This window comes from Ewingella americana ATCC 33852, from assembly GCF_000735345.1.
Taxonomy (GTDB): domain Bacteria; phylum Pseudomonadota; class Gammaproteobacteria; order Enterobacterales; family Enterobacteriaceae; genus Ewingella; species Ewingella americana.
In genome coordinates, this window is record NZ_JMPJ01000053.1 from 232,678 (window position 1) to 247,775 (window position 15,098).

Genomic DNA, 15,098 nt, shown 5'->3' on the forward strand with positions numbered 1-15,098 from the left:
ATGGCGATCACCCTACTCTTTTCTCCAAGCCAGCCAAGTGCTGGCTTGGAGCGGATAAGTTTACGGAAGTCCATTAAAAGCGACCCATAAAGCGGGCAGGCGTGGCGGGGGTAGCATTGCGCCCAGAGCTGCTCAAGTCTCAGTGATTTTATCCTTTAAGGATATAGTCATTTTTGTCGTAATACCGACCAACTCCATATATATCATTGTTTAAACTTGGTTCTACCTTAGAAGTTGTCATTATCAACTGATAATTTTCAGCATCTTTCAGGCTCGAGACTATTAACTTTTGGAGATTACGGCTACGTCCTTCATTTATGTCTCCACATTCAAAATCCATAATAGAGAAACGTGGATACCTGCACTCTCTATCTTGGATAGCTAATAGTAAAAATGCCAAATGCAAGGCTGTTTTTTTAACTACGTTTGAACTATCCGAATAATTGACGCGCTCATTTATCAACCAGCGATCTTTCGCAAAATCAATTTCTGAGGATAAAGTTGTTGCTGTTTTAAACTTCTCTTCATTACCTGAGTCCTCCTCTAAAACTTTAGTAGCTAACTCAGATAATTTGAAATTAACAAATTCTCTTCTTTTTGCATTTGCCGCTTCTAATGAAGCAATTTTTGTGAAGCACTTATCTATATCTTCTCTCAAACTTTCTCTTTTCTTCTTCAAATCATCAACTTTCGAAACGGAATCAATCTTCTCTTGCAATGAATTTATTTCAATAAGTTTTTGTGTCCTTTCCTCAATCAGAGATGTGAGAAACAACTCTCTTTGATTAGAAACCAGGCTTATTTCAAAAAGCCTATTCTGAGTAAAATGTAATTCTTGCCTCACTCCCCCAATATAGCCGTCTAAATAATCAATCTCTTCAGTTAGTTTTTTTAATGATAATTTCATTTTGCCTACTTTGATATTGTAACTCATTTAAGGTTTCAATATACTTTTCTTCAAGCGACGAAGTACTATCATTAGATTTGCAAAGAGCACACCCAACATCGTCGGATACAGACTCAATTACTGGAGTAAAACAGCAAGGACAATATTCAAAAGATATTTTCCCTAAACTCTCATGAGTACTCTGTGATTCGTTTAAAGATTTAATTCTATAATTTAGGCTCTTGCCAAATAATATGCAATCCTGTATTTCAACTTTCCTAGAATCTAACTCATTGATTTTATTATTTATTTTAGTAGTTAAATGCTGAGATTTTGTAAGAGCTAAATCTCTTTCGGTGGCTAAGTCATATTCATCAGTATTCTTTAAATCAACTTTAGAATCTAAAAGAGACTCTTTTTTGACATCAATTTGTTCAAGCTCATTTATTTTTGTTTTTATTTTGTCAGTTATTTTTTCAACTGTTAAATCAGCATCATCACCAAGGAAGGAAAAGTATGTTTTCAATTCTGTCGTACTTAACTCATACTCCCTCTCGTATTTCAATAGGTTTTGACGATAGGAATGTGTCTCGAGATCGTCCAGCCCTAATAAGAATTCCGCAATAGCAGTACGCGTATTTTCATTATCAGATCGACTAGCCTCTTTTCGAAAAATCCTGTTAGAATCTGACGATTGACTGAGGTAAATCAAGCGTAAAATTTGGTGCATGGTGAGGTTTTGATAATCGTTTGATTTATATTGCCCCCAATTGAACAACTCAAACATTACCTCAGAAAAGCTCAACTTTTCGTTACTACGTCTAGGTCCATAGTCAATCCATCCCTGAACATCGCCCATTGCGATATCGTAGCCACCTTCATAAACTTTTATATGAGGTACTCCACCAGTAGCGTCAATATGCCTTGATAATGTTATAACTCTGCCGTTAATGGTTATTTCCGCATTAACGAATGAACATTGATCAGCAGGATATTTCCAATCATCTTTCTTTAACTCACCACCTAATACATAGAATATCATATCAAGAATTGTTGATTTTCCTACTGAATGCTCCCCTCTGATAATATTAATACCCTCATGAAAAAGCTCATCATAAACTTGCTTGCCATTTTTATTAATCACAAGCCTATTAAGTTTTAATCTTGATGCATTATTAATCATAACGATATTCCATTAAATTTGTTCTTGCCTTAAGGCCCCTGCTTCCTTTAATAGGGAGTTTAGGAATCTCCTTGGTAATTATCTGATACTCAACTGTATCCCTAAAACTATCATTATCAAGGGTGGTGATTAGATTTTGAGGAACTTTGTTTTCATGAAGGCACAGCACGTCCTCATTTAATGAAACCACTCCTTTTGAAAGCAAATGAGATAATGTATTCTTCCTCACAATATTTAATTCAAAAAATATTCTCCTTGGGTTTTCTATATTTTCATATTCACTTTGGATTTCACGAATATTCTTAGCAAGCTTTGAATTCGAACGAGGCCATTTATCGATACATGTCAATTGGCTAGGAAATAAGTAATAAAAATCCATAAAACCAATATTCCCTTCATTGACTTCACTTTCATTTTTATAAAGCAGATTAATAATGCGATATAAGCAATGATTCGCATCTCTGAATGGATGATAAATTATCATTATTCAACCCACCGTAAGTGACATTTACCAGTTAAAAAGAAAATCATTCCTCTGATGAGATCGATTGAAATGCTAGTGCTGACTTCCGAGACTTCTTCGTACAGCGGTTCGACAATTCTATCGTAAATCATCCTATCAACTATAGCAGCACTTACTGTGTTTTTAAACAGTGGTTTTACAAAATGTGCAAAAGTTGAATTTATTTTGCTCAAACAATGGCAGTAGATGACTTCTTCACTTGTAGAAAATTGGTTTCTGGTGACTCGTCTCGCAAATCTGTTCTCCAGATACATAGCATCATCTAAAAGGTCTAACCTGTCGCCTTCTTTAAGTTTCGCTTGAAGTCCAATTATTTTCCTACCTGGCCGAGGTTGGAGATACTCTTGCAACTCTTCGATCATATATCTATATTCACTATCTGTATCACACAGTTGCTTTGATCTGTTTAACAAATTTGCAAGAGCATTACTTTTTGTTTTTAATTCATTAAATGAATAATTTGTTCCAACAACGATATCCCTTGAAGCAGTATTATTACTTATATCATTATTACTGATGTTTGGAACGCTATTATTTGCCATTCTTAGGCCTCTGCCCAATGATAATGTCGCCATCAGTTTCATTATTGGTAACCCTATTTTTTATAATATCACCATTAGTTAGAACACTCAGTCCCTTAGATTTATTCCCTGAAATTACATTATTCTTTATATTTATTGTTTTACTCTTTTTACTAATTTCATTTTTTGAAAAAAATACCACCAGAAGAAAAGCATTTATAGCAACGATGAAAAAAGATAGGCTTATAAGTGGGTGTGCGGTAATAAAACCAACATCATCAAACATAGGTTTCAATAAATATAAAATAAACACTGAAGTAAGTGTGACAGGGGTATTTAACTTAAGTGCCTTTTTAAAAAATCCAAAATCCATAACACGCTCCTTGTTGATAGTTTAATTTATAATCTAAAAGCTCATAAATTAAACTAACTGCTGTGAATAAGGCCTACTAGGACAAAAATGATTTGGACGTTCATTAGATAATAGACAACGAAAATGCTAAAATAGTTAGCAGACTAATGATACCCATAGGCGCACTATGCTTATCTCAATTCAGATTTTATCCATTGCTATTTTATAAACTTTAGTCTTGTGCATGACCAGCATTTTTTGCAGTTATAACCTCGTTGCCCTTACCTTTTGTGGAGTCCACTTAAACACAAGATATCTAAATTTTAATATACTTACCTCATTAATTTTATAGGCTAAGAAGATGCCTCATGTCTTAACGCCTCCATTTCTAATTAAATTGATTTAGATGCTATATGACAAAAAATTGATTATCGGGCTATGCTCCCCAACGTTAATCCCTTTCATCCTCTCTTGCAGCGGTGTCAACTCGTTCCTTATGAAGACCTGCGCCGCCTTCTCCACATCTCCAAACCCTCCCGCATTATCAGGAATGATCCATATCATCTGCGGCGGTGCGCGCTCAGCAGGTCATCTCTGCTGGATTTTTTGATATTGAAGAAATCATACTTAGTGGCGACCTCACTCAGCGGCAGGATCTGGATGCCGTCTTTCTTGACATTCGGCGCCTACATGAACAGGTTGCGGAAGTTTCCCAAGCCTTTTGTTTTCCTCATTGCCTTACGCATTGAATCTATATCGCTTCTGCTCTGCGCGGCGTCAGTCATATATAAGATGTATACGTATCCGCATGCGCGCCGTTCTAGTGGTACTTGCGGCAGAATAACGTGGCTGAGTTATTCAGTCAGGCCGAGCTTAATACGCGGAGATATTCAAGCAGACCGCATAATTACTAATTTATATCCAACTCGATAAGGTGAAATACCCTACCCTTTGCGAACTGTTACAGCTCTTTCCACTCCTGCACAAACAAGTACGTCCCCCCCCCTCAACTCTGCGACGAATATATTTTTCCGGTATACATTCAAAACATAAAGGGTTCGTCAAGTTGGTAGCGACGCAATTCTATTTAGCAGCATGGCAGTTTTGATTTCAGGGCTGCTGCGTTTCACCCATACTACCTGAAGGGCAAACGGCACCACAGAGTGAAACCACTCTCAACAAAATATAATTTATTGAATTTTAAATGTTATTGATTTTAACCAAAAAAAAGACCGAATACGATTCCTATATTCGGTCTAGGGAAATGGCTCTTGGGAGAGAGCCGTGCGCTAAAAGTTGGCATTAATGCAGGCGGTTAAGCCGTACAACTTAAAGCGTAGTTGAGAGTTGCTCGTTTTCCAATCAACTTGTAACCAAGTGATAATAACTTCGCTAAATTAGTTGCTCTTTGTGATAACAATCTCAAAACAGAGATGAGTTTGCTGGCATGGAGCAAGGTTTTAAGACTTAGCAAAGGGTCTCCGCTTTGGCGATGAACGGAGCGAGGCTCATCTTCTGACCTGGATTTTTCGGGTCGTCGAGCAGGATTTTCTCCAGCGGCACGGCCTGTACTTTGTGGCTCTTCACCTGCTCGCGCGCGACATCGTTCAGGGGATACTGCGCCAGCGTGCTGTCGTTAATCACATACAGCGCCTTGCCTGCACGGCATTGCAGCATGACTTCTTCGCGGGTGAATGCCCAATCTTTGCCGTACTGGAGACGCGAAACCGTCACTAATTCAGGCGCGGCGAAGCTACTGGCTGACACAGCGAGCAGCAGAGTGGCAAGGAATGTTTTCCTCATGGCTTTTTCCTTTATAACTAACTTTAAAACGTGATCACGCCGAAGCGAGTCGCCCTTTCCCGCTATCTAATTTAGAACGGCGACAGCGTGGCAAACCAACTGACCAGCAGCATCACCACCAGCGATAGCACTAACTCAAGCTTGGTGGCGGAAGCCAATCGCTGATAGGCCAACTGCGGCTGCGTCGGGATCAGCGGAACTAACCGATAGCGATTAAATATCGCCACGCCGGTCATCACCATTACCAGCGCGATTTTCACCAGCAACAGCTGGATATAGCGCGACGACAGGTCGGTAGGCAGACGTTGCAAAATAATGGCGCTGTTGAGTATCCCGGTGAGGATCACCAGCGCGACCGCCACGTGCCCGCAGGTTGAGAAGCGAATGAGCGTCGCAATGGCGTAAGGCCGCGTCTCGTCCCGTTCGGTGTAAAGCAGGCAACCTAACAGTGGCAGTAAGCTGCCGAACCAGTAGGCGGCGCTGAGCAGGTGCAAGGTGTGATTGCCGCGTTGCAACAGGCCCAGCACGCCTTCGTTCATGGCCGCGTGACCAATCAACGCTTGGCTGAACAGCAGGCCGGTGCTGGTCAAGAACATCAGCATCACCCGCCCCGGCAGCCAGTCCATCAGCCACACCATCAGCGCAATCGCGGTGAGTAACAGGTGCCAGCGCCAGACCTCACCAAAGGTGGTGGTCAGCACCAGTAACCAGACGTTGAGGTTTAAACAATCCTCAAGGCCGTTGCCCATCAATCCGGCTTGAATCGCCAGCATGCCAACCGCAGTTAGCGCAGCAACCCCGACCGAGAGGGTCATCAGCCGCTGATTCTGGTTAAGCAATCCTGTTGCGAATCCTTTCGGTGCCAGCAATCCGGTCATCACGCTGATACCAAATATCTGCATCTCCGCGGCAAAATGGAAAAACCGGCACAGAACAAACAAAGTGGCCAGAGTCATGGCTTATTGCACCGTGAAACTGTACTGCCCCTCGGTTTTGTGACCATCAACTGACACGACGTGCCATGAAACGGTGTATTTCCCCGCGGTCAGTGGCGCGTTCAACGGCACGATGGCCTGAGTTTTGTCATTCGCCGCCAGAGCCAGTTTGCCCGTCTCGATAGCTTTGTTGTCAGGGCCGCTCAGCGCGACCTTGCTGAAATTAGGTTCAATCCCTTCGCTGAAGCCCAGAGTCAGCTCGGTGGGTGCAGATTTAAGGGTGGTATCGGCAGCCGGGGTTTCAGTTTTCAAGTGAGCATGCGCCAGAGCCTGTTGTGACATAAGACCTAAAGCAAGCACCGCGGAAGTAGCCAAAATACGGCAGAGAGAAGAGGATTTTTGCGACACAATTTTTCCTTAGCTTTCTGGTTGAGGGATTTTAACGCCGCAACTTTAGCGCAAAGTCGCCCTGCAAGTCTGTCAAATTTAAGGGATGGTTTAGGGAATCGTTAAGCAGAGCCGAAGTTTGGCACTTTTTGCCCCAAGGCAAAAACAAAAAAACCGCAGCGCTATCAGGTTGCCCTGAAGCTTACTGCGGTTTATTACCAGACGTTTTTGACGACGAAGTAATTAGGCTGATGGACCTTGGTTGACCATGCCTTTCAGGTCTTTGTCGACGAAGAACAGACCATTGCCGGTGTTGCTAACCAGTCCCAGTTTATCCAGAACAGATTTGAACAAGGTTTCTTCTTCATGCTGCTCTGCCACGTACCATTGCAGGAAGTTGAAGGAAGAGTAATCTTTCAGCGTCATCGCCAAGTCAGCGAGTTCGTTGATTTTGGTGGTGATGTGCTGCTCATGCTCGTAAGTCTGCTGGAACACGTCGGACAGTGACTCAAATTCCACCGGCGGCGCGGCAATCGCACCCAACAGTGGCAGAGCGCCAGTGTCGCTGACGTATTTGAACAAACGGTGCATGTGTTCCATCTCTTCCTGAGAATGCTGCATCAGGAAAGCGGCGGCGCCTTCAAAACCTTTATCGCTGCACCATGCGCTCATTTGCAGATATAAATTGGCAGAATAAAACTCAAGATTCAGTTGTTCGTTCAACTGATCGATCATTTCTTTTTTAAGCATGATAGCTCCACATAAATTGGCGAATAGCAGGATGAATTCATTATTTTCACGCATTATGCCGATCGTCGAACAAAATAAAAACACCTGATTCACAATAATATGAATATAAATAACGAAAACAAGTAAACTGTTGATATTTAATGAATTAAAAATTCAATTCAAATCTTATTGAGAATTATTCACAGTGAAAATAAATATTAAAAGAGAATCATTCTTATTCTTTATTTATTTCTTTTTTAGTTATTCCATTCATTATTTCAGTCAATAATTAAGAATGATTCTTATTCCATGAAATTAATTGGCAGATTAAAAATCGGCTGCGAACATTCACCCGGCGCGCTGGGTCGAGTACAATGCGCGCCAAGGCTCGCTTTGGGGAAAATCAATGAACAAGAATTTGGCTGATCTGAGTAAAGAAGAGATGGATAAGGTGAACGTTGATTTGGCCGCGTCTGGCGTGGCGTTCAAAGAGCGCTATAACATGCCGGTGGTGGCAGAAATGGCCGAGCGCGAGCAGCCAGCACACCTGCGGGATTACTTCCGCGAGCGTGTGGCGCACTACCGCGCGGAGTCACACAAATACTCACGCCTACCGTACGAACCTAAGCAGAAGTAGCTCTCAGCTCGGCCAGCAGGCGCGGGTAGACGCTTTACGCGCGGGCGAAACGCTCGTTGGCGCGGATCAGTTGGTCGAGAATACCCGGCTCGTCAAACGAATGCCCTGCTCCTTCAATAATATGCAGGTCGGCTTCCGGCCATGCCTGCGCCAGATCCCACGCGTTCTGCACCTGACAGGCCATATCATAGCGCCCGTGAATGATAACTCCCGGAATATGGCGAATGCGCTCGACGTTCTTCAGCAGCTGATCGTCACTGTCTAAAAAGCCCAAATGGGTGAAGTAGTGATTCTCAATGCGTGCAAAGGCCAGTGCAAAATCATCCTCGCCAAACGAAGCCGCGTCTTCCGTCGGCAGCAGCGTGACCGTCTCCCCTTCCCACAGGCTCCAGATTTTGGCGGCTTCAAGCTGCACGGCGCGATCTTTTGAGGTGAGGCGTTTACGGTAAGCCGCCATCACGTCACCGCGCTCTTCTGGCGATAAAATCGAGAGCATGCGCTGCCATTTGTCAGGGAAGAAGCGCGACGCCCCCTCCTGATAGTACCAATGCAGCTCCTGCTTTCTCAGGGTGAAGATACCGCGTAGGACGATTTCGCTGACATGCTCGGGATGGGTCTGCGCATAGGCCAGCGCCAGCGTCGCGCCCCACGAGCCGCCAAACACCAGCCATTTATCCACGCCCGCCATTTTGCGCAGACGCTCAATATCTTCCACCAGATGCCAAGTGGTGTTGTTGTCCAGACTGGCGTGAGGTTTGGATCGCCCACAGCCACGCTGGTCAAACAGCATGACGTCGTAATCGTTGGGATCAAACAGCTGGCGATGAACAGAGGAACAGCCGCCGCCCGGCCCGCCGTGGATAAATACTGCGGGTTTGCCCTGCGGATTGCCGCTGCGCTCCCAATAAATCTGGTGACCGTCGCCGGTGTCCAGCATCCCGCTGGCATACGCCTCTCTTGGCGGATATAAACCTTTCAATTTCGGCATGGCGTTTCCTGTTTTTTTGAGGTCCAGAATATCAATTTCTCATTTACGCTTTCTCATAACAGCGCATCAGGCTAAGTCGGTCAATCAACAACATGTTGTTAACAATAAAAAAATGCATTTTTTCTATCAGTCGCACAGTAATTCAGCGCGGTTGTATAAAGAAACGGCATCACGCCGCGAAAAAGTCCCTGCAAGATGAGGAGAAAAAACAATAACTCGCATAGAAACATGCCGTTGAGCGAAACCTCTCCAGCGGCTATTGCAAGTTGCGCGAATTAAGCAGTAAATAGGTGAGCAACCCAATCCACAAGCTTTAGAGAGGCAAGCCACCATGAGTAAAGGAATGGATAGCAAAAAGAATGCGAAGAAGAAGCCGTTGAAAACTCCAGCTGAAAAAAAAGCTGAGAAAAGAGCCAAAAAGGCTTCTGCGTAACGGTTCGATTCTGTCATTCAAGACACACCACTTCGTATTGATACAAACCCGCTGATAGCGGGTTTTTTTGTTTATTTAACCTCTGCGTCAGCGCCCTCACCGCTATCCGCTGGCATGTTGTTCTCCGCACAGGGCCATGCGCAGAAAAGTACCGACGGTTGGACTGGGGCCACCTATCCTTTACACTTTACGCATTAACAAGCTTGCTCATTAATAAGAGTGAAACAGGAGAAAAGGTATGACATTCCGGGTAATTGATACGGAAACCTGTGGACTGGACGGCGGCATTGTTGAAATCGCCACCGTTGACCTGATAGACGGCGAGATCGTGCAGCCGATGAGTGATCTGGTAAGCCCTGACAGGCCGATTAGCCACGAGGCGATGGCCATCCACCACATCACCGAAGAGATGGTCGACGGCAAACCGCGCATCGCGGCGGTCATCGGCAAGTATCACGGCAGCCCTTACTACGTGGCGCACAACGCGGCTTTCGATCGTGGCGTGCTGCCGGAGATGCACGGGCAGTGGATTTGCACCCTGAAGCTGGCGCAGGCGCTCTACCCGAATATTCGCTACAGCAACCAGTATCTGCGCTACGCCCTGAAGCTCGACGTCACTGTTCCCGAAGGCCTGTACCCGCACCGCGCGCTGTATGACTGCTATGTCACCGCCGCGCTGCTCAAGCGAATTATTGCGGATTCAGGCTGGAGCGTGGAGAAAATGCTCGAGATAAGCAACAGCCCGACCCTGCTGCGGACGCTGAAATTTGGTAAATACCGTGGGCAGAAGATTGAAGACATTGCGCTGCAAGATCCGGATTATCTGCGCTGGATGTTGAAGTCGATTAAAGATTTAAGCGGCGATATGCGCTTTAGCATTGAGCATTTTCTGGAGAAGTAATAAGAACTTGCTGACGTCACGCGGCCCTTTCATCGCGAAAAGGCCGCGCTATTCACTCACTGAATTACGATTTGCCCGCCAGAGACAGAACAAAAGCATATTCCAACGCAATGTCTTCGTAAGCCTTGAAGCGCCCCGACTTGCCACCGTGACCAGAATCCATATCGGTGTACATCAGCAGCTGGTTATCGTCTGTTTTCAACTCACGCAGCTTCGCCACCCACTTGGCCGGTTCCCAGTATTGCACCTGAGAATCATGCAGGCCGGTGGTCACCAGCATGTTCGGGTAATCCTGCGCCTTCACCTGATCGTAAGGGCTGTATTGCAGAATATAGTCGTAGTAGGTTTTGTCATTCGGATTGCCCCACTCGTCATACTCGCCGGTGGTCAGCGGGATAGACTCGTCAAGCATGGTGGTCACCACGTCAACAAAGGGCACCTGCGCCACTATGCCGCGATACAGCTCTGGCGCTTGGTTAATTACCGCGCCCATCAGCAAGCCGCCGGCGCTGCCGCCCATGGCATAAACCTGCTGCGCTTCGCCATAGCCTTCGGCCACCAGCTCTTTGGTGACGTCGATGAAGTCGTGGAAGGTGTTCATTTTGTTGAGCAGTTTGCCGTTGTCATACCACTGCTGGCCCAGCTCCGCGCCGCCGCGAATGTGCGCCAAGGCGAAGACAAAGCCGCGATCCAACAGGCTCAGGCGACTGCCGCTAAACGCCGGATCCATGCTGCTGCCGTAAGAGCCGTAGCCATAGACCAGCAGCGGATTGCTGTTGGGCTTGAAGGTGTCACGGCGGTAAACCAGTGAAACCGGCACCTTGACGCCGTCGCGCGCGGTCACCCAGACGCGTTCGCTGCGGTAGTTGGCCGCGTCGAAATCTTTCACTTCTTGCTGCTTCAACAGCGCGCGCTCGCCGGTGTCCAGATCCAGCTCAAACAGCGAGCTTGGCGTGGTCATCGAGGAGTAGCCATAGCGCAGCAGCGAGGTGTCCGGGTCAGGATTGTAAGCCAGCCATGTGACATAGGTCGGGTCGTCGAAGTTCAGCGACTTCTCTTCGCCGCTGGTCCAGTGGATCTGGCGCAGGTTGGTCAGCCCCTGCTCGCGCTCTTCCACCACCAGCCAGTCGCGGAACAGGCTAAAGCCCTCCAGCATCACTGCCTCGCGCGGGGCGATCAGCGTCTGCCAGCCGGCTTCGTTGTTATCGGCGCTTTTGTATAAACCGAAGTTTTTACCGTCTTTTGGCGCGGAGATATCGCGGTTGGAGCGAATGTAGAAATGGCCCTGATAGTGGTCCAGCCCGTATTCGTGGTCTTTACGGCGCGGGACGAATACCTGCGGCTTGGCCTGCGGGTCGTTGGCATCCAGCAGTAGCACTTCAGAGGTGGTGGTGCTGTCGAGGTGAATGATCACATATTGGTCGGACGTGGTTTTATCCAGCCCGACATAGAAAGTGTCATCTTTCTCTTCATACACCAGCTGGTCGTTTTTCGGGTCAGTGCCGACGGTGTGGCGGTAGACCTGATACGGCAGCAGGGTCTTTTTGTGTTTACGCACATAATAAAGGGTCTGGGAGTCGTTGGCCCACTCGCTGCCTGCGGTGTTCTTCAGCAGGTCATCGTTCCAGCTCTCATCCTGCAAGTTCTTGATGCGAATGTCATATTGGCGACGCGACAGGAAATCCTCGGAGACCGCCATCAGCTTGTTGTCCGGGCTGATATCCAGACCGCCCAGCGTGTAGAACTCACTGTCGCTGGCGCGCTCATTGCCGTCAATCAGCGTCTGCCACTGCTCGCTCTCGGCGGCTGGCTGGCGCAGATAAATCGCGTATTCATTGCCCGGCTCATAGCGAGTCTGATAGCGATAGCCGTGTTTGACATAAGGTACCGAGTGGTCCTGCTGCGCAATGCGCGCCACCATCTCTTGATACAGGGTTTCACGCAGCGCCTGATGGGGTAACAGCGCCTGTTCGGTATAGGCGTTTTCAGCCTGCAAGTAGCTCAGGACGTCGCTATTGGCGCGGTCATCGTCACGCAGCCAATAGTAATTATCAACCCGGTCTTCACCGTGAATGGATAGCGTTTTAGGGCGTTTTTCAGCCTTTGGAGGTGTGGTCATCAGGCTTTCTCTCAATGTTCTTGAAGGTTTATGCAGAGTGACAGGTTTATTTTGCGAAACCAAGCACTAAGCGGGCAAGCGAGGTGTAGAGCAGGAAATGGCAAGCAGAGGAGTAAGCGCCGTCAGGCAAGATGCCGAGGCGCTTTGAGCAGAATTTAGTGCGGCGTGCCGTAGGTGATTTGGCCGAGCTGGCAGTTTAGCGTTACCGGGTAAGTTTTCTCGGCGCGGTTACCGCGCGCTTTGACCGGAATGCTCCAGTTGGCGCTGTCGCCCGTAATGCTGTCGGTGGAGATCCACACCACTGGCGTTGAGGTGCCGAGCAGTTTTTTATCTTCATCCCAACGGGTAATACGGTTTTGCAGAAAATCACGTTTTACCAAAGCCGCCACTTCGTCCTTGCTGGCATTGTTGCAAGGCGCGATGGTTACCGTGCGACTCTGTTGCTCTGAGGTCTGCGCGGCCTGCACTGCGCCACTCAATCCTGCTACTGCCACCACTGCGCTAAGAATTAATTTGTTCACGTTCCGCCTCCCGTATGCTGTTTCTGTCCCTGACCGAGCACTGCACCCGGCGATATCCTTGCTGAGTGCAGGGTCATTTTTAACAGGGACATGTTAATCCATGACAAGATCATAACACAACGTTAACATCGCGGCGGCGCGAACTTAATTCTCGCCGACGGCTTATCGCAAGATAATCGCTTTGCAGCTTTTGCCTTTGATTTTGCCTTCTTGCAAGCGCTGAAGGGCTTTCTTGGCGCTCTTCTGGCGAATCGCTACATAGGCGTGAACCGGGAACATGTCGATTTTCCCCACTTCCGCCGCCGTCAGCCCGGCATCACCGGTCAACGCACCTAAAATATCGCCGGGACGGATCTTGGCTTTACGGCCGCCGTCGATGCACAAGGTCGCCATTTCAGGGTCCAGCGCCACGGGCGGTGCAGACATCACCTGCGCCGCAGGCTGCCAAACCACGGCCTGACGGGTGTAATCTTCCAAGGCGTGAACGCGCACCATCTCCTGCGGCGTGACTAGACTCACCGCCAAGCCGCTGGTGCCAGCACGGCCCGTACGGCCTACGCGGTGAACATGAACTTCTGGGTCAAACGACAGCTCGTAGTTGATCACCAAACTCAGCTGTTTGATGTCCAAACCGCGCGCGGCGACGTCGGTGGCCACCAGTACGCGGCAGCTGCCGTTGGCGAAACGCACCAGTACGCGGTCACGGTCGCGCTGCTCGAGGTCGCCATTCAACGCCAGCGCGCTAATGCCCTTGCCTGCCAGTGCTTCGTAAATCTCCTGACAGTCGCGCTTGGTGTTACAGAACACCACGCAGGAAGCTGGCTGCTGCTGATACAGCACCGCCGTAAGCAGCGCCAGACGCTGATTGCGGTCAGTTTCGATGAACACTTGCTTGATGTCGGCAATGTCATCTTCGCCTTCAATTTCAACTTTCACCGGCTGACGCTGGAATTTGTTGCTGATGCGCTCGATGCCTTCCGGGTAAGTCGCGGAGAACAACAGGGTTTGGCGGTCTTGCGGCGCGTAGCTCACTACGTCTTCGATATCTTCGCTAAAGCCCATATCCAGCATGCGATCCGCTTCGTCCAGCACCAGCACTTTCAGCTGATCCAGCTTCAGCGTGCCTTTACGCAGGTGCTCCTGAATACGGCCCGGCGTGCCGACGATGATGTGCGCAGGGTGAACCAGAGACTCAAGCTGTGGCCCGATAGCCTGCCCGCCGCACAGGGTCAAAATTTTAATGTTCTGGGTGAAGCGTGCCAGACGGCGCAGCTCTTTGCTGACCTGATCGGCCAGTTCGCGGGTTGGACAGAGCACCAGCGATTGGGTGACAAATTGCCCGACGGTGATTTTATCCAGCAGCCCGATGCCGAACGCGGCCGTTTTACCGCTGCCCGTTTTGGCTTTGGCGCGGACGTCCTGCCCTTGCAGGATAGCCGGTAAAGACGCGGCCTGAATGGGGGTCATTTCGGCATAACCCAGCTCGGACAGGTTAGAAAGCTGCTCGGCGGGCAGTGGCAGGACGGAGAATGAATGCGTGCTCAAGGCGATAACTCTTTATATAAGGCAGAAAATTCGGGGCAGCGACGGAAAAAACGACGCCATGATTTGGGCTAAATGATAACAGAGAGACGGCCTGCCCGCCTTACTCAGCGAACGCCATGCACAAAAAAACCCGCACTAGGCGGGTTTTTCATGCTGTGCAGCGACAGATTGTCTGTCACCGCCCCGAGGTCAAGACGCTCAGGCGTTTTTGCTGTAAGACTTACAGTGCAACAACGTTAGCAGCGGACGGGCCACGTGGGCTGTCCTGAATGGTGAACTCAACGTTCTGACCTTCGGCCAGCGTTTTGAAACCATCGCTGTTAATTGCGGAGAAATGCACGAAAACGTCTTTAGAACCGTCGGCCGGAGTGATGAAACCGAAACCTTTGCTTTCGTTGAACCACTTGACCTGACCAGTTAACTTACTCATTTTTATATCCTTTACTATTTTAAAAGCACCCGCCTCGATCGCGAGTGCGGTGATATTAACGCACATTCAGCCGCCTCACGCAAATCGCACTCTTTGCCGCGCAATCGTTTTCGTCGCGTTTTTTTTCCGTTATAATGCGCCCGAACTGCTCACAGGGCGGCGAATTTGGCCTGTAAATGCGCCATCAGCACACCTTTTCAACCAC

17 protein-coding genes and 1 pseudogene are annotated in these 15,098 nt (G+C 48.0%); 2 read left to right on the plus strand and 16 right to left on the minus strand.

All coding sequences use genetic code 11. The features are described 5' to 3' along the window. Positions 1–148: 148 nt before the first annotated feature. The 10 genes and pseudogenes from GEAM_RS23440 to ftnA form a co-directional block, all read right to left on the minus strand. Positions 149–907 carry a hypothetical protein gene (locus tag GEAM_RS23440; RefSeq protein WP_246867338.1) on the minus strand — a complete coding sequence of 253 codons (759 nt, stop codon included), beginning with the start codon at positions 905–907 and terminating at the stop codon, positions 149–151. Next, positions 879–2,069: an AAA family ATPase gene (locus GEAM_RS23445; protein WP_246867339.1), complete on the minus strand. Its 1,191-nt coding sequence runs from the start codon at positions 2,067–2,069 to the stop codon at positions 879–881. Before GEAM_RS23445 ends, GEAM_RS23440 begins: the two co-directional genes overlap by 29 nt. After that, complete coding sequence (locus GEAM_RS10615; RefSeq protein WP_034791250.1) at positions 2,062–2,553, minus strand: ABC-three component system middle component 5; 492 nt, start codon at positions 2,551–2,553, stop codon at positions 2,062–2,064. The genes GEAM_RS23445 and GEAM_RS10615 overlap by 8 nt, the downstream gene beginning before the upstream one ends. Then, positions 2,553–3,134 (minus strand): ABC-three component system protein, encoded by a 582-nt coding sequence (locus GEAM_RS10620; protein WP_244956613.1) that lies wholly within the window; start codon positions 3,132–3,134, stop codon positions 2,553–2,555. The genes GEAM_RS10615 and GEAM_RS10620 overlap by 1 nt, the downstream gene beginning before the upstream one ends. Then, on the minus strand, positions 3,124–3,486 hold the full coding sequence (locus GEAM_RS10625) for a hypothetical protein (protein WP_034791254.1): 363 nt from the start codon (positions 3,484–3,486) through the stop codon (positions 3,124–3,126). The genes GEAM_RS10620 and GEAM_RS10625 overlap by 11 nt, the downstream gene beginning before the upstream one ends. Before the next feature lie 381 nt (positions 3,487–3,867). Next, positions 3,868–4,521: pseudogene (locus GEAM_RS23450) on the minus strand (phage portal protein); the annotation flags it as partial. A gap of 411 nt (positions 4,522–4,932) precedes the next feature. Continuing rightward, entirely contained in the window at positions 4,933–5,268 is a 336-nt protein-coding gene (locus tag GEAM_RS10635; RefSeq protein ID WP_034791255.1) for a YebY family protein, read from the minus strand. A gap of 71 nt (positions 5,269–5,339) precedes the next feature. Next, positions 5,340–6,224 carry a copper homeostasis membrane protein CopD gene (gene copD, locus GEAM_RS10640; RefSeq protein ID WP_034791257.1) on the minus strand — a complete coding sequence of 295 codons (885 nt, stop codon included), beginning with the start codon at positions 6,222–6,224 and terminating at the stop codon, positions 5,340–5,342. A gap of 3 nt (positions 6,225–6,227) precedes the next feature. Beyond that, positions 6,228–6,614: a copper homeostasis periplasmic binding protein CopC gene (copC, locus tag GEAM_RS10645; RefSeq protein ID WP_128124476.1), complete on the minus strand. Its 387-nt coding sequence runs from the start codon at positions 6,612–6,614 to the stop codon at positions 6,228–6,230. Between the two features lie 219 nt (positions 6,615–6,833). Then, positions 6,834–7,340, minus strand: coding sequence for a non-heme ferritin (gene ftnA / locus GEAM_RS10650; RefSeq protein WP_034791262.1), 507 nt, complete (start codon positions 7,338–7,340; stop codon positions 6,834–6,836). Positions 7,341–7,725: 385 nt separating this feature from the next. On the opposite strand from ftnA, the gene GEAM_RS10655 reads away from it, so the two are divergent. Continuing rightward, complete coding sequence (locus GEAM_RS10655; protein ID WP_034791263.1) at positions 7,726–7,956, plus strand: DNA polymerase III subunit theta; 231 nt, start codon at positions 7,726–7,728, stop codon at positions 7,954–7,956. 34 nt (positions 7,957–7,990) lie between these two features. Here GEAM_RS10655 and pip read toward each other — a convergent pair whose 3' ends face one another. After that, a complete protein-coding gene (gene pip, locus GEAM_RS10660; protein WP_034791265.1) occupies positions 7,991–8,944 on the minus strand; it encodes a prolyl aminopeptidase in 954 nt (317 codons plus the stop codon). Positions 8,945–9,070: 126 nt separating this feature from the next. Then, a complete protein-coding gene (locus GEAM_RS23285; protein WP_167333531.1) occupies positions 9,071–9,394 on the minus strand; it encodes a hypothetical protein in 324 nt (107 codons plus the stop codon). 221 nt (positions 9,395–9,615) lie between these two features. Here GEAM_RS23285 and exoX point away from each other — a divergent pair, with 221 nt between their 5' ends. Then, positions 9,616–10,278 carry an exodeoxyribonuclease X gene (gene exoX / locus GEAM_RS10665; RefSeq protein WP_034791268.1) on the plus strand — a complete coding sequence of 221 codons (663 nt, stop codon included), beginning with the start codon at positions 9,616–9,618 and terminating at the stop codon, positions 10,276–10,278. Positions 10,279–10,342: 64 nt separating this feature from the next. On the opposite strand, the gene GEAM_RS10670 is transcribed toward exoX, so the two are convergent. From GEAM_RS10670 to cspE, 4 genes are all read right to left on the minus strand, one after another. Then, positions 10,343–12,397, minus strand: a complete 2,055-nt coding sequence (locus GEAM_RS10670; RefSeq protein WP_034791270.1) for a S9 family peptidase — start codon at positions 12,395–12,397, stop codon at positions 10,343–10,345. Positions 12,398–12,552: 155 nt separating this feature from the next. Further along, complete coding sequence (yebF, locus tag GEAM_RS10675) at positions 12,553–12,918, minus strand: protein YebF (RefSeq protein WP_034791271.1); 366 nt, start codon at positions 12,916–12,918, stop codon at positions 12,553–12,555. Between the two features lie 162 nt (positions 12,919–13,080). Further along, positions 13,081–14,463, minus strand: a complete 1,383-nt coding sequence (gene dbpA, locus GEAM_RS10680; protein WP_034791272.1) for an ATP-dependent RNA helicase DbpA — start codon at positions 14,461–14,463, stop codon at positions 13,081–13,083. A 220-nt stretch (positions 14,464–14,683) separates the two neighbouring features. Beyond that, positions 14,684–14,893: a transcription antiterminator/RNA stability regulator CspE gene (gene cspE, locus GEAM_RS10685; RefSeq protein ID WP_034791273.1), complete on the minus strand. Its 210-nt coding sequence runs from the start codon at positions 14,891–14,893 to the stop codon at positions 14,684–14,686. Positions 14,894–15,098 lie beyond the last annotated feature (205 nt).

What these genes read in the sequence shown, in the direction of transcription:
- exoX (WP_034791268.1), top strand. Translation starts at nt 9,616, where the DNA reads ATGACATTCCGGGTAATTGATACGGAAACCTGTGGACTGGACGGCGGC.
- GEAM_RS23440 (WP_246867338.1), bottom strand. Translation starts at nt 907, where the DNA reads ATGAAATTATCATTAAAAAAACTAACTGAAGAGATTGATTATTTAGAC.
- GEAM_RS10620 (WP_244956613.1), bottom strand. Translation starts at nt 3,134, where the DNA reads ATGGCAAATAATAGCGTTCCAAACATCAGTAATAATGATATAAGTAAT.
- pip (WP_034791265.1), bottom strand. Translation starts at nt 8,944, where the DNA reads ATGCCGAAATTGAAAGGTTTATATCCGCCAAGAGAGGCGTATGCCAGC.
- ftnA (WP_034791262.1), bottom strand. Translation starts at nt 7,340, where the DNA reads ATGCTTAAAAAAGAAATGATCGATCAGTTGAACGAACAACTGAATCTT.
- GEAM_RS10615 (WP_034791250.1), bottom strand. Translation starts at nt 2,553, where the DNA reads ATGATAATTTATCATCCATTCAGAGATGCGAATCATTGCTTATATCGC.
- GEAM_RS23285 (WP_167333531.1), bottom strand. Translation starts at nt 9,394, where the DNA reads ATGACAGAATCGAACCGTTACGCAGAAGCCTTTTTGGCTCTTTTCTCA.
- GEAM_RS10655 (WP_034791263.1), top strand. Translation starts at nt 7,726, where the DNA reads ATGAACAAGAATTTGGCTGATCTGAGTAAAGAAGAGATGGATAAGGTG.
- GEAM_RS10670 (WP_034791270.1), bottom strand. Translation starts at nt 12,397, where the DNA reads ATGACCACACCTCCAAAGGCTGAAAAACGCCCTAAAACGCTATCCATT.
- GEAM_RS10625 (WP_034791254.1), bottom strand. Translation starts at nt 3,486, where the DNA reads ATGGATTTTGGATTTTTTAAAAAGGCACTTAAGTTAAATACCCCTGTC.
- GEAM_RS10635 (WP_034791255.1), bottom strand. Translation starts at nt 5,268, where the DNA reads ATGAGGAAAACATTCCTTGCCACTCTGCTGCTCGCTGTGTCAGCCAGT.
- GEAM_RS23445 (WP_246867339.1), bottom strand. Translation starts at nt 2,069, where the DNA reads ATGATTAATAATGCATCAAGATTAAAACTTAATAGGCTTGTGATTAAT.
- copD (WP_034791257.1), bottom strand. Translation starts at nt 6,224, where the DNA reads ATGACTCTGGCCACTTTGTTTGTTCTGTGCCGGTTTTTCCATTTTGCC.
- cspE (WP_034791273.1), bottom strand. Translation starts at nt 14,893, where the DNA reads ATGAGTAAGTTAACTGGTCAGGTCAAGTGGTTCAACGAAAGCAAAGGT.